Source organism: Sphingomonas sp. ERG5 (genome assembly GCF_000803065.1).
Taxonomy (GTDB): Bacteria; Pseudomonadota; Alphaproteobacteria; order Sphingomonadales; family Sphingomonadaceae; genus Sphingomonas.
The window spans coordinates 101,737-114,854 of record NZ_JSXI01000026.1 but is presented as its reverse complement, the minus strand read 5'-3'; the positions used below and the strand labels follow the sequence as shown (position 1 = coordinate 114,854).

At 62.9% G+C, this 13,118-nt stretch carries 9 protein-coding genes; 7 read left to right on the top strand and 2 right to left on the bottom strand.

What is annotated here, in order from left to right:
• Positions 1 to 232: 232 nt before the first annotated feature.
• The gene (locus tag OO12_RS11005) at positions 233 to 1,378 is read right to left on the bottom strand and encodes a hypothetical protein (protein ID WP_034158715.1); all 1,146 of its coding nucleotides are present in this window, start codon (positions 1,376 to 1,378) and stop codon (positions 233 to 235) included.
• A gap of 101 nt (positions 1,379 to 1,479) precedes the next feature.
• The gene (locus OO12_RS11000) at positions 1,480 to 3,024 is read right to left on the bottom strand and encodes a hypothetical protein (RefSeq protein ID WP_160296782.1); all 1,545 of its coding nucleotides are present in this window, start codon (positions 3,022 to 3,024) and stop codon (positions 1,480 to 1,482) included.
• A gap of 64 nt (positions 3,025 to 3,088) precedes the next feature.
• Between OO12_RS11000 and OO12_RS10995 the strand changes: the two genes are divergently transcribed.
• The 7 genes from OO12_RS10995 (at position 3,089) to OO12_RS10965 (ending at position 13,113) form a co-directional block, all read left to right on the top strand.
• On the top strand, positions 3,089 to 4,249 hold the full coding sequence (locus tag OO12_RS10995) for a DUF3800 domain-containing protein (protein ID WP_034158713.1): 1,161 nt from the start codon (positions 3,089 to 3,091) through the stop codon (positions 4,247 to 4,249).
• A 37-nt stretch (positions 4,250 to 4,286) separates the two neighbouring features.
• The gene (locus tag OO12_RS10990) at positions 4,287 to 5,360 is read left to right on the top strand and encodes a DUF3800 domain-containing protein (RefSeq protein ID WP_034158712.1); all 1,074 of its coding nucleotides are present in this window, start codon (positions 4,287 to 4,289) and stop codon (positions 5,358 to 5,360) included.
• Positions 5,361 to 5,417: 57 nt separating this feature from the next.
• Complete coding sequence (locus OO12_RS10985) at positions 5,418 to 6,554, top strand: DUF3800 domain-containing protein (protein ID WP_034158711.1); 1,137 nt, start codon at positions 5,418 to 5,420, stop codon at positions 6,552 to 6,554.
• A gap of 470 nt (positions 6,555 to 7,024) precedes the next feature.
• Positions 7,025 to 7,447 carry a hypothetical protein gene (locus OO12_RS10980; RefSeq protein WP_034158710.1) on the top strand — a complete coding sequence of 141 codons (423 nt, stop codon included), beginning with the start codon at positions 7,025 to 7,027 and terminating at the stop codon, positions 7,445 to 7,447.
• Positions 7,448 to 7,476: 29 nt separating this feature from the next.
• Positions 7,477 to 8,853, top strand: coding sequence for a hypothetical protein (locus tag OO12_RS10975; RefSeq protein ID WP_034158709.1), 1,377 nt, complete (start codon positions 7,477 to 7,479; stop codon positions 8,851 to 8,853).
• Between the two features lie 940 nt (positions 8,854 to 9,793).
• Positions 9,794 to 12,154: a TonB-dependent receptor gene (locus OO12_RS10970; protein WP_235364753.1), complete on the top strand. Its 2,361-nt coding sequence runs from the start codon at positions 9,794 to 9,796 to the stop codon at positions 12,152 to 12,154.
• Positions 12,154 to 13,113, top strand: coding sequence for an alpha/beta hydrolase (locus OO12_RS10965; RefSeq protein WP_052215754.1), 960 nt, complete (start codon positions 12,154 to 12,156; stop codon positions 13,111 to 13,113). The genes OO12_RS10970 and OO12_RS10965 overlap by 1 nt, the downstream gene beginning before the upstream one ends.
• The last annotated feature ends 5 nt before the right edge of the window (positions 13,114 to 13,118 follow it).

The window sequence follows — 13,118 nt, the reverse complement described above, 5'->3', positions numbered from 1 at the left end:
GGCGCTTTTTTGGCCATTCTCCGCTTGACGATGGTGCCCCCTACGGTAGCTGAACGGCGGAGAATGGGCCGTTAGGGGATGGGCAGGTTTCGGGGGCGCCGGAAGGCGAAGCGGACATTCGTTTAGAGGAAGACGAGGCGCGCTGGTTCTTGCCGGACGGTACCAAGACCCACATACTGCCGAGTCAGGCACCGCTCCTAAATCGGCTGCAAACGAGTCCGGCGTGACCGTATCACGCCGCCGCGCCGGCCTTACCGATCGGCGGAACCTGTTCGGCCGTGAGGAGGGCGTTAACCTGCGCTAGGCTGCCGCTGTCCTCGATCTGGCGCTTCACGCTGGCGGAGCGGTATGTCTGGTCCCCCCGCCACATACGGCCGATTAGGTTCGCGGCCCGGTTACGAACAAGCGGCGGGATCACATCGCGCGCCGCCGCCGACAGGGCCGCGTAGCGGATCGCGAACAGGCGCAGGCTCTCCGCCTGCACCGACGCGGCGAGCAGATTGTGTGCAAGGCAGCTGAGCGAGTGGAGCCGGTGGCTCGCACTGGCGGGGTAGGTGAACAGCGCCGGCCGCCAGAGTATCCGTCCACGACGCGTCGCATATAGAGCGTCCCCCGGAGACGCGTTGATGCTGCTCGCGGGGAGGATCGCGTCATCGAGCGAAGGCAAGGTGGCCGCCGGCCAGTTGACCGGCAGAGCCGCGATGGCGTTGAGCGTCCTCTGCAGGTCGGGAGAGGACGCGAGCGGCACGGAGGGATCAACGTCCGATCCCTGTATGACCGTCGCGATCGTGAATGGCGTCTCGGACTGACTGGTGACGGCGATCGGACCGAAATACCGGTCCCGGTGCCAAGCCACGAGCCTCTCGAGCAGGTCCCGCGCGCGAAGCCCCGCCTCCTCCGCCACGCCGGGCAGCTTGAGCGCAAAGCACGGCTCGACCTGTAGCGCCCGCATGCGGTCGCGCCACTCGTCGAGCGAGAGGAGGGCGCCCGTCTGGATGGTGAGGGACACGACGAGCCCGTGCGGAAACGCGTTCACGTCGTAGAACAGCCGTTCGGCCCCATCTGTTATCGTCACCCCCGGCCGGTCGACGGCGACGAGGCGAAGCGGCACCATCGTCCGAGCGGCCAGCTCAGTGGAAATCTGGTTCACCGGCGTCTGTTGGCAATAGGCCTTCCAGAAGGTGCTGCGCTGCCCGTCGCGCCAAGGCATGGCGAAGCCCGGATAGCCGGGACCACCTCGCAACTTGCGGAATATATCCCCGTATCCGCCGGGCAGCCAAAACGCCTCCGGCACTGTGGAAGCCGCTGTCTCGAACTGCTCGAAGAACGCCTCGCCCGAGACGATGTTGAGACGGGCATAGGTTATCTGCGCGGGCATGGCTTGAGGCTTTCGGCGATGAGGGTTAGAGAAGCGGCGACTTAGAGCCAATCCGGTCACTGACTGGGCGCTTGGGGGCGATCACAGGGTCGTCCACTTCATCAGACACCCTCCTGCAGGATGGTGTCGTCCCGCAGGACGTCGACGAAGAGGTCGGTCGAGACGATCTGTGGCTCGGCGACGCGAACGGCGCCCACGATGAAGGGCCGCCACTCCAGAGTCAGCTTACCCTGCTGCACCAGCCCGACAACGACGACGATGCGGGCTGCATCATCCGCGGCGCTCCGGACGGCGTCGAGAACCTGACTGCCCCCCGTAGCCGTGGGGCGCATGACGATGACGCCGCAAGCCCACAGCTGGTTGGCCGCATCCACCGCTCCAAGATCGAACAGAAGCTGCTCGCCGAGCAACCGGGCTCGCCGCCTGATTGGCTCGCCTTCGCGCGCCATCTGCTGGAGGAACACCGACGGCGTGATGCCGTTTGCGAAGCGCGGCGCCGCGGCGGCGCGCTGACGTGCGATCTCCACGCAGTAGGCGCGCCAGCCAACGAGCCCCCCGACAATCAGGGAGGCAAACCAGAGCGTGGCCAGGTCGCGAAGCCCGAAGCCGAATAGGATGTCCCGACCCGCCAAGAGCGCATAAGCTGCATCAATGACCGCCGAGACCATTATCATGATGACCCAGACGCCTGGGGAGAGGGCGATCGTCAGGCGGCTGAGCGGGTTCTCTCCCACCGGCCTGGGCTTCGCGAGATCGAGCAGGGCGGTGAAGGCGATCATCGCCAGCAATCCGGGCAACAGCAGAAGCGTCGGGATCTGCAGGATGCCCTGAAGCTCGCTGAGCCCGGGCACAGTCAGCTCCACCTCCTTGCTGGCGACGACGCGCGCCTCCCACCTGGGCGCCCCGATCGATCCGCGCGCAAGCCGCGCCTCCGCGGGCGTGAGGTCCGTCGTGAGCGTCGCCCGGACCGCCAGCTGATGCGTGCCCGTCCTTGGCACCCGTCCCCTCTCGACCTCGATCGTCATGGGCTGGACCACCGTCTCCCGCGGCATGATCAGGGGGGAAGCCGCATCGATGGTGACCACGATGCCATCCGAGGCGACCGGATCGACGCGCCGGAGCGCGATTGCGTGCTCGCTCTTGTTGGTGACGACTAGGTAGGCGCGGCTCTTGAGACCCTCAACCAGCCCACCGCCATCCAACATCAGAGTGAGGGCCGCTACGCTGTCAGGCGCGGGCAGCGCCTTGGGCGTAACCTTCACCTGCGTCACCGCGATGGGCTTGTTCCCCGCGTCGAGCAGCTGGATCGTCAGCGTTGCGTCGGCCGTCAGCGTCGCTTTGGGCCCGACGCGCAGGACCCACTGCGAAGGCGCTGCCGGTCGGAGCGACCACGCGATCCCCGGGTCGCCATCGACATAGAGATAGGCCTTCGCCGGCATGGCATCGACCGAGAGCAGCACGGAGGTCAGCCGCCCCGTCTCGACGGTGACGCCAGGCTGCGACACGCTCAGCGTCGGGTTCGCCACCGCGCTCGCGGGAAGGAGGAACAGCAGCGCGACGATCGAGAATAGCGCCCTGGCCGACCCGATCAGATTGACGACGCTTCGCTGCATGCCGGTGCCCTCCAAACTGGCTTCGCGTAGCATGAACGCCACCGGTGCGGTTAGCCATCATACTGGCACATCGCCGTTACGGCCCTATCTATCCAACATGCCCGACCAACCCATCGAGGTCTTCTGCGACGAATCAGGATATACGGGCACCCGGTTGCTCGATCCGGAACAGCGCGTGTTCAGCTTCGCCGCCGTCGCCGTGCCGGACGAGGAGGCATGGTCGATCCTCGATGCGGCGCGCAGGCGGCATGGAATTCCCGGGCAGGAACTCAAGTCCAACACGCTCCTCAAGACGACGCCTGGGCGCGCCTTCGTGCTCGACGTCCTAGAGTCAATCACCGGCCGCTACCGCTTCGTCCTCTTCGACAAGCTGCTGGGCGCCTGCACCAAGCTGTTCGAATACATCTACGAGCCGGTCTTCAAGGAGGATCCTTCCCTCCTCTACGAAAAGAACCTCCATCGATTCGTCGGGATGTATTGCTACGCGTTCTTCGTCGCGGGCGACGACGTGGCCGAGCGTGCGATCCGCGAGTTCGAGGCGTTCATGCGCACGCTCGACCCTACGCTGGCACCTTCACTCTTCGACCCCGTCCAAGCGCTCGATCCGGAAAATCCCTTCGAGATGATCCGTCGGTTCGCGCAGGGCTACCGCGACCAGATACTCGCGGACAACTTGGAAGGTCTCGCGCAAGTGCCGGACGGGGGGCGCTGGACACTCGACCTCGGCATCTCTGGACTCTGGAGCCTGCTCAGCCACTTCGGGGCCGACGGCGCCCGCCTGAAGGTGACCTGCGACGATAGCCGGCCGCTCGAGGCCGTTGCCGGAGAACTCACCGACGAGACGATCGCCTCGATCGCCCAGTTCACCGACAATCGGTTCAACCATGGCGAGCGCCAAGGGTGGCGACTGTCCGAACCCATCAAGTTCGCCGACTCGCGCGGCCATCCTTCGCTCCAGCTGGCCGACATCGTGGCGGGCGCCGCCACCGCCTGCCTTCGCGGCGATCTGGAGCGGCGGGGGCTCGAGGAGATCGCCGGGTCCCTCGATCCGCATCAGCATTCGCACTCCATCATGCCCGACTTCAGCGTGGTGGAGCCCGGATCGCGGCAGGCGGCCGTGAACTGGCTCATCCTGTTCGGGCTCGGCGAGCGGGCGAGAAACGGGGAGAATCCGTATCTCCTCCTGCCCGAACTCTACGCGCAGGCCGAACTGAGCTGGGATCGGGGGGACTTCGCTCGCCTCGGCGCGACCGATTGATGCAGAGGCGTCGCGCAAACTGCAGGGTTGAAGCCTGATGCGGTTCTATCTCGACGAGAGCGGGAGCACCGGCGATGTAGCCAAGGTCGGCGCACACCTCGATTTCGGTGATCAGCCGATCTTCGTGCTGGCGGCCATCGGCGTCCGCGACGGCGTGGCGCTGGCGGCCGAACTGCGGCGTCTGGCCGATCTTCACGGAGTGGTCGGCGCCGAGCTCCGCTCGACGAACCTCGTGAAGAAGCCCGAGGTCGCGGGTGGCATCGCCGACTACCTGCTCGCGACCGACAGTCCGCTGTTCATCGAGATGATGGACAAGCGCTTCCTGATGATCATCAACCTGATGAACTATCTAGTCCTGCCTCCGGTACGGGGATTCGATGAGATGGGCAAAGCCTTGATCATGCGAAAGGTCATCGTGGAACTGATGGCGGGGTCTTTGCCAGACATCGTCCTGATCGCCTACGCGAAGGCCTGCGAGACGGAGCTGCCGGCCGACCTAGAGGCCGTCTATCCGGCGCTGCGAAAATGGGCGCGCGAACCAGAGCGAGGGGAATTTCGCGACCTCCTCATCGAGATGATCGACGATAGCCTCGCCGATGTCGTGGGCACACAAGAGCCAGACGGGCACCTCCGCTTCCTGCCGGCTCCCGACCGAAGTGTGACGGGTCGCTCGATCTCGATACTTCCTGGCCTTTCCGCGCTGACGAACATCTACGCGCGCATCAACAAATACCGTCGGGGGCACTTGGCCGACGTGACCCTGGTCCACGACGAGCACATGCTGTTCGGCGAGATACTGACAGAGGCCAAGAAGATGATGGAGCGTCTCTCCAGCGAGGAGGCGGTCCCGATCCTGCCCAACGCCGACTACAGACTGCGCGAGCACGCGTCCCTCGCGTTCGCGAGCAGCTCCGAGCCAGGCGTCCAGGCGGCCGACGTGCTCGCGGGCTTCGTGATGCGCTTCTTCCGGGACGCGGCGACGGGGAGACGCCCTTCCGCAGAGGCCGGGACCACCATGCAAAACGTGATGGAATTGACCCACCAGCCAGAAGCGCGCGGGATCAACCTGGTCGCCGCCGACACGCTGCTGCGCAAGGCTGGCTTTCACTGAGCCGAAACCGATCGGGTGTCCACACGTTGGACGCCCACTCCCACCGATGGAGCTTCCATGGCGACGACGATATACTGCGACGACGCCGGGTTCACCGGTGACAAACTGCTCGATACGGACCAGCCCTTCTTCGGTTACTCGGCCGTGGCGATCGAGCCCGACGCCGCGGCCTTGCTAGTCCAGGAGTTCCGGACCAGGTTCGGCGTGCTCGGCGCCGAGATCAAGGGCCGGCAAATCTACAAGCGTTCCGACGCGCTCGAGGTCGTCCGCTGGCTGTCGGAACGGCTAGGGGATCGCGCGACCGTGGTCGTGAACGACAAGCTCTTCAGCCTGGCCTGCAAGTTCTTCGAATACATCTACGAACCGGTGCTCGCCCCGAACAACATGTTCTTCTACGAGCGCGAATTCCATCTCCACGTCGCGAACATCATCTGGTCCCACCTTCGCTTCGGTGACAATGCGGCCGCCCACATCGCCGACCGTTTCCAGAAGATGCTGAGCCGCAAGCCGGGTGAGAGCGCTGAGGTTTTCGCAGGATTCAGCGCCGGCACGGAAAACGCCATCGCCACGATAAACCGATTCATCGAGGCCTGCCGCCCGCAGATCGAGGCCGAGGTCGCCAGCCTCGCGGACGCGGATGGCCGCATCCAGTGGGTGCTGGACCTCAGCCTCAGTTCGGCCATGTCCGTGCTGCGGGTCATGGGCGAGCGCCACGGACAACTCGACGTGATCTTCGACCAGTCCAAGCCGCTTCTCCAGTTCCGCGATTTCTTCGACGAGATGATTGGCCGCGAGGACATACCTTACATGACGATGCGCGGGCGCTCGTCACCCCTCGTCGTCAACCTAGCCGGGCCTATCGAGTTCGGGTCCTCAGCTTCGTTGCCCGGCCTGCAGCTGGCGGACATGATCGCGTCCATCAGCGCGTTGGCGTCCCGCGACCGGCATATGCCGCGGGGTCGCGATATTCTCGACGTCTGCTTTCCGTGGTTCAATGAGGACAGTGTGTGGCCCGACATCGACCAACTCCGGATCGAGCGTAAGCCGAACTTCCTCAATACGATCATGATGATCGAACTCACGAGGCGGGCCGAAAGCGGCGAGGATCTTCTGCGAAGAATGCCACAGTTCTACAATCAGATGTCGATGCAATTCGATGTCGATCCACCTCCGTTCCTGCTCGAGAAGCGCTGAAATAGCTGCAAGTATTCAATAGTCGCGCTACGAGTCGGTAAGCGGCACTGATCGACGAGGGCGCCGACCTGCTCGGCCTCGTCTTGCAGGTGCTCGGCGAGACGGGTGCGATGACAGGCGAGTTGGCCGCGTCGAAGCGACGACCGAGCAGCGACGCCGCCTGCTGCCATGGATCGATGATCCGCCTCAAAAGGGCCAGGCCTTCGCCCGCGCGGAGGTGTGACGGATCGAACAGTCGATGGCGCTAGAGCATCGGCGCGTCCAACTAGGTTGAGTAGATGAGGCGGGACTGGTGAAATTCGTCGCCGGCACTGCGAAAGTGGTTAGGCCAGGATCGCCAGTGACGCCAAGTCAAGCCAACTAACTATTAACAGTCAAAATGGCGACATCGACTCGCCGACGACCACGGACGGTGATAACCCAAAAGATGGGCGGCTGGACCCATCAGTCCAAAGTGGGGAATAGAGACCATGAGCAAAGCATCGTTGCGCAACCACGCGCGGCAAACACGTCGCGAGCAGCGCGCACTTCACCACCTTCACCACAACGCTCATGGTCGCGAACTTTTTGAACGAATCAAATCCGTCGGCCTTGCGGCCGACCCGGACTTCTCCATGGCCGGCGTGCACATCAAGGCTTTCGACGTTTCGCAGGTCGTCGACGAGAACCTCTCGGAGCGAGTGAATGGCTACTCCCCGGCGTCGGACAGCGGGAAGAAGATGTGTGACGACCTGAACATCTGTGGTGGGGTGATGAACGGCTTCTTGGTTGAGACGGCCGCGAAACTCCTGAAACTCGGCTGGTCCTTCACCTATGACAACCAATTCATCGCCGATGCACAGGGCAAGACCGTCATCGACTTCAAGGTGATGGTATCGGGAAACACGCAGTGAGCCGGACGTCTCGCGCAGCGCTGCGCGCTATGGCGACGATCATCCCGGTCTGCTGGACGGCCAACGCGATCGCTGCGGACGCGCCCGCGATCTGCGCGAACCCCGACTACGCCAAGGGGCCGATCGACAAGGAGGTCTTCGCCGAGGAGGTCCTCATCCAGGGCGGCGTCTCCGCCGTGGTCCGCGTCCGCTTTGATGCATGGCGCAAGACAAATCCAGACGATCCGGACTTCGCGGGTCTCTCGAGCAGGGCTGCGATGGCCGTCTACGGCGCGAAGATCTGCGACAAGATCGGCTGCACCAAGGACGAGGTGAATAAGGTCGAGAAGGCTTCGCAATTCTTCTACACCGCGCTGACGGACTCGGCCCACTTTTCGTTCGCCGGCTGGCGGAACGACCCAGCGGCATTCATGCGCCAGGACGGCGGTTCGGTCCAATGCCTAGCCTCTGCGACCCAAGCGCTGGCGATCGTCCCGCCGCAGCCTGCGGGTTCGACGAAGCCTCCGCAGTCCGCCTGGGGCCTCAACGACAGGGTTGCCGACGCCGCCCGGCCCGCCGGCTCGATCCGCATCCGAGGCAAGGGCGAGGACCTGATCTATGCGCAGTATGATCCGGGCTTCACTGACGCCAGCAAGGCCAACATCAGCTTCGAGCACGACTCCATCAAGTCGCAGGGGACCACCAAGCTGGTGGCCGCCGTCGGCTATTCTGTCCTTTTCCCGGGCGTGTTCAACGAGGATCGGACGCGCCGGTTGAGCTGGGGCTTCATCCCCTATTTCGGCATCGACCTCGAAACGTCCAAGGCCGCTGGCAAGGACCGGACCTTCGACAGCAACACGTTTGACTTCGGCACCACGTTCCAGCTCGTCAAGGACACCTATTCGTTCCGCTTCAAGCGCGCGGCGAGCCAGTATCTCGCCTTCACGCCGCATTTCCTGATCAACCGCGAAGACAAAAGCAGGCTGCTGGCACTCAACCTCCTCTACCGTCCGACAATCTCGATCTCGAGGAACCTTGCGGTGAACGGCTTCAGCAACATCGACCTCGGGGGCATTCCCCTGAAATGGGAGCCGATCCTCGACGGACGCATCGCCTACGGCCACTTCACAAGGATCGGGACGCGGACCGGCGACGACGCCAACGACTTCACGCGGATCGGCCTGCGGTATGGCATTGGCCTATCAAGTCGCATCGACCGGTTCCCCGTCGACCTCGTTGTCACCGACACGCCGATGTTCGTCGTGGACGGCGCGTCACGCGACATCAGCCTCTTCGAGTCCACTCTCTCGATGTATTTTGACGCGGACAAGCACTTCGGCGCCGACCTCAAGTATACGCGGGGGCGTGCCACCGACCTGGACGATCGGGTCGCCAAATGGTCCATCGGTCTGGCGGTCAGATACTAAGGCGGCCCGCCGAACTCGGGCAGCAGCGACGTCGAGCGATGGCGAACTTGAGATTGCCTTGCTCAGCAGACGGTCTAGCTGGTGATCGCGGTAGCGCTGCCACCATGCGTCCGACGGCCAATCGACCGCGAGCGCGGTGAACATATGTCCGGGCGAAGCGCAGCAAAAGCCAGTATCGCAGGACTGGGAACTATGTGCGGCACGCTGGCGCAGCCGCCGACCATGAGCGCAACGGCGGCAGCAACAACATGCGGTAATTGGAAGGGACAGCGGGCCATGCTCATCTTGTTGAAGCGGAGGGAGCGCTAACCACGACGGCTTAGTTTTCGAGCGCGATCGCGTCGAACTGGTCCGCGTTGGCACCGAAAGCCTCGGCGCCAACCTCTCAATGCGGGCAAAGCTGATGATGGAGGCCGGGATATCAGCTGCCCGATAGACCTGAGGGATGTATGGCAGGTTTCGGGCTCGCGCCGAATGAGCCTGAACGGCTGAGATGGGGCGCAAAGCTGCCTTGAGGCTCCATCGGGCCTCAGGAAATCTCGCCAACTATGTGGGGAAAAATGTGGGGTAGGGGCCGCCCGCATTACAAAATATTACGCTCTTTCAGATCGTTAGGCGGAATTCTGGCATTCCTCCCGCGACTTCTAAGCGGACACCGTCGATTTTCATGCGGTGGACCGAGAGGGAAGTGCACCTACGCGCCCCTTCTTGGTCGTTCTTTCGCAATCGCCGCGATCCCGGAAGCTGCCGGTCAGCCGGGTCCGGATAAAAGGCCCTTTGCAGATATGACAAGCTTGTCATTCGCGAAATAACCTTATAACTCCCGCCAAGAATCGGAGGCAAAGCGAGGACGTTTGCCACGACAACAGGGGAGGAAACTATGGGACGAACGTCTATACTCGCGTTGCTGGCGAGCGCGGCGATGGTGTCGACACCGGCCGTGGCGCAGACCACCAGCGAGCAGCCGAACGGGCAGGATCCCAAGGCGGGCGCTCCAAATGAGACCTTTTCAAGCTCGGACGACATCATCGTCACAGCACAAAAGAGAAGTGAGCGCCTTCAGGATGTTCCGCTCGCCGTCACCGCCGTCACCGGCGAGGCACTCGCTGCCCGCCAGATCAACGATACCAGCAGCCTGGTACAGGCTGTCCCATCGCTGACCTTTCAACAGGCGGCGAATCCCGTGGCCAGCAGTTTCCGTATCCGCGGCATCGGAACATCGCTTTTCGGCCTTGGCAATGAGTCCTCGGTTGCGCTGGTGGTGGATGGCGTCGTCAGCGCCCGCCAGACGCAGAATTTCACTGATTTCGCCGATATCGAGCGGGTGGAAGTTCTACGTGGACCGCAGGGAACCCTTTTTGGGAAGAACGCGACTGCGGGGGTCATCAGCGTCGTCACAGAGCGTCCTTCGCGGACACTCGAGGCGCGCGGTAGCCTGACCGTTGCGGAAATGGGGGAATACAGGGCGAGCGGAACCGTCTCGGGACCTTTGACGGACACGATCGGTGTCCGGCTGACCGGATATTATAACGACGTCGGCGGCAATATCCGCAATGTCCTGACGGGGCATGACGCAAATGCGACCAAAAGCTGGGGCCTCCGCGGCAAGTTGGAATGGAGGCCGTCGGATACTCTAACGTTCCTGCTTGCCGGCGATTACCGCAAGAGTGATGCTAATTGCTGCCAGAATGTCCTGGTCAAGATCGGCAATCCGTTCCGTGCGCTGCTGACCGGCCCGATCACTGTTCGACCCGACAGCGACCAGATATGGAACAATGACCAGACCTATGCGAAAAGCGATCAGCAGACCTACTCGCTACAATCCAATCTCGATCTCGGATCGGCAACGCTGACCTCGATCACAGCATACCAGCGCTACCACCTCATCCAGAACCAGGAGGTGGATGCTTTTGGTTACGCGCAACCTGTCTATATCAGCCCGGCATCTTCTGCGCAGTTCGATCTCAATTATGGCAATACGCATATTGCCAATTTTACGCAGGAGCTCCGGATTGCCTCGAACGATCCCGGCCCATTCACTTACGTCGTTGGCGGCTTTTATTCGAATGTGGCGATCGATCGCTATTTCTCGCGTCGTCGGGCCGTGTGCGCAACCGGCGTGGTGGGACAGCCTTGTCCTTCGCCCAGCTATCAATCGCTGGCCAGTTTCTCAAAGCTGAAGAACAGCAGTATTGCCTTTTTCGGACAGGCTGAGTTGAAATTGGTGGGCGGCCTAAAGGCAATTGGCGGGGTGCGCGTCCAGCACGAAAGTATCTCGGTCGACGGCCAGCGTCTCGGCGTCCTAGTCGCGGGCGACACGCCCTACGGCGGCACCGCCAGCACATGGGCTGGAACGTCGGCATCCGATGATGCCGTGACAGGCAAGGCCGGACTGCAATATGAATTCAGCCGATTTGCCCAGGCCTATGTCAGCTATACACGCGGCTATAAGGGCCTTGGCCTCAATACTGAGATCAGCGCGGACTTCGCCAACCAGCAACCGGTTCAGCCGGAGCATGTTAATGCCTATGAACTCGGTTTCAAGGGCCGTACCACTGATGGAACGTTCAGTATCGCAGCGGCAATATTCCGCGCCGATTATACCAACCTTCAGGTGCAGGCGAACAGGTCTGATCCGCTGAACGGCGTGGTCAACTATGTCCAGACCAATGCCGGATCATCGCGAACGCAGGGGTTCGAGATCGAGGCTACGTTGCGCCCCGCCAAGTCTTTCTCGGTGACCGCCGCGGTCACCTACGCGAAGAACCGTTTCGATATCGACGGTCTCAATTGCCCTTCGCAATTTCAGCCCGGCGCGTCAGTGGTCGCGATCGGGGGCGCTCGCCCCGCCAACGCTTGCTATCGCTATCAATATCGAAATGCGGCCGGCACGTTGCTGACCAGTGGACCAACCCAGGATGTGCGCGGCGGCGCCTTGCCGGTTTCTCCGACATGGCGGATCAACCTCTCACCCCGGTATGAAGCCTCCATCGCCTCCAATCTGACCGGCTTCGTTCAAGCGGACCTTTCGTATCAGAGCGATCAACAATTCGCCCTGGAACAGGACCCGTTGCTGCGTCAGGACGGTTATGCACTCGTCGATATGTCGCTCGGGGTGCGCCAGCCGGCGCACGGCTTAAGCCTGACATTGTTCGTTAAGAACGTGTTCAATCAGAACTATTATTCCGGAATGACCAGCGCCGCGTTGGTTCCCGCCAATCTGACCTCGCTCGATATCTTTGCGATCCGTCCAAAGAACGCGAACCGCTATTTCGGCGGTACGCTGGGCTTCAATTTCTAATGCGGCGCCACATCTTGTTGGCAGCGTTCGCCGCCTGCCTGCCGGTGCCGGCGTCCTGTCAGCAGGTATCGGTGCCGCCGCCGCTTCCCGCTGTCTTTGCCGGCGGCGTGCGGACCGTTGCCGACCTGCCATATCGGAGGATCGAGGGCGAAACGCTGGCGCTCGATCTCTATCTTCCCCCGCCGGGAAACGACCTGCACCCGGCGATCGTCTTCGTTCATGGGGGCGGATTCGTCACCGGCCACACGCGGATGATGGGTGCGGCGACCGATTTTCCCGCTCGCCTCGCCGCCCTGGCAGCGCGCGGGTATGTCGTCGCGTCGATCCAATACCGGCTGGCGCCGCGCGTGCATTTTCCGGGGCAGGTCCGCGACGCGAAAGCGGCAATCGCCTGGCTGCGGGATCACGCGGGCAAATACGGCATCGATCCGACGCGCGTCGCGATTTGGGGCAGCTCGGCCGGTGGTACCATCGCAGCGACTGTCGGCACCACGTGCGGCATCGCGCTGTTCGAGCCGGAAGATGCTGCCTTGCCACCGGGGAAAACCTGCGTGCAGGCCGTGGCCGACTGGTTCGGCCCGATAGCAATGGATGGGCAAGTGTTGGGAGCCACCTATCTCGGATGCGTTACTGGGGAGCCATGCGACGAGCGGCGGCGATCAGCAAGCCCGGCCACCTATGTGAAAAAAGGGGCCCCTCCTTTTCTCCTGCTCCATGGCGACAGCGACAAGCTGGTGCCCCTCGATCAGTCTGGACAGTTCGCGGGCGTGCTACGCGCCGCCGGGGTGGACACTTCTCTCGAGATCGTGGCCGGCGCCGAACATGGCCTGAAAGCGACGGACCGGGCGCGCCAGCAATCCATCCTCGATCACGCTATGGACACGCTGTGGTCCTTTCTCGATCGGACGATTGGGCCATCGTCACGGCGGAATGACAGGCCCGCCACGGGCCGGAAGTGAATCGC

Excerpts from the sequence above, each read along its gene's own strand:
- OO12_RS10990 (WP_034158712.1), top strand. The coding sequence starts at position 4,287 with ATGCGGTTCTATCTCGACGAGAGCGGGAGCACCGGCGATGTAGCCAAG.
- OO12_RS10975 (WP_034158709.1), top strand. The coding sequence starts at position 7,477 with ATGGCGACGATCATCCCGGTCTGCTGGACGGCCAACGCGATCGCTGCG.
- OO12_RS11005 (WP_034158715.1), bottom strand. The coding sequence starts at position 1,378 with ATGCCCGCGCAGATAACCTATGCCCGTCTCAACATCGTCTCGGGCGAG.
- OO12_RS11000 (WP_160296782.1), bottom strand. The coding sequence starts at position 3,024 with ATGCTACGCGAAGCCAGTTTGGAGGGCACCGGCATGCAGCGAAGCGTC.
- OO12_RS10965 (WP_052215754.1), top strand. The coding sequence starts at position 12,154 with ATGCGGCGCCACATCTTGTTGGCAGCGTTCGCCGCCTGCCTGCCGGTG.
- OO12_RS10985 (WP_034158711.1), top strand. The coding sequence starts at position 5,418 with ATGGCGACGACGATATACTGCGACGACGCCGGGTTCACCGGTGACAAA.
- OO12_RS10980 (WP_034158710.1), top strand. The coding sequence starts at position 7,025 with ATGAGCAAAGCATCGTTGCGCAACCACGCGCGGCAAACACGTCGCGAG.
- OO12_RS10995 (WP_034158713.1), top strand. The coding sequence starts at position 3,089 with ATGCCCGACCAACCCATCGAGGTCTTCTGCGACGAATCAGGATATACG.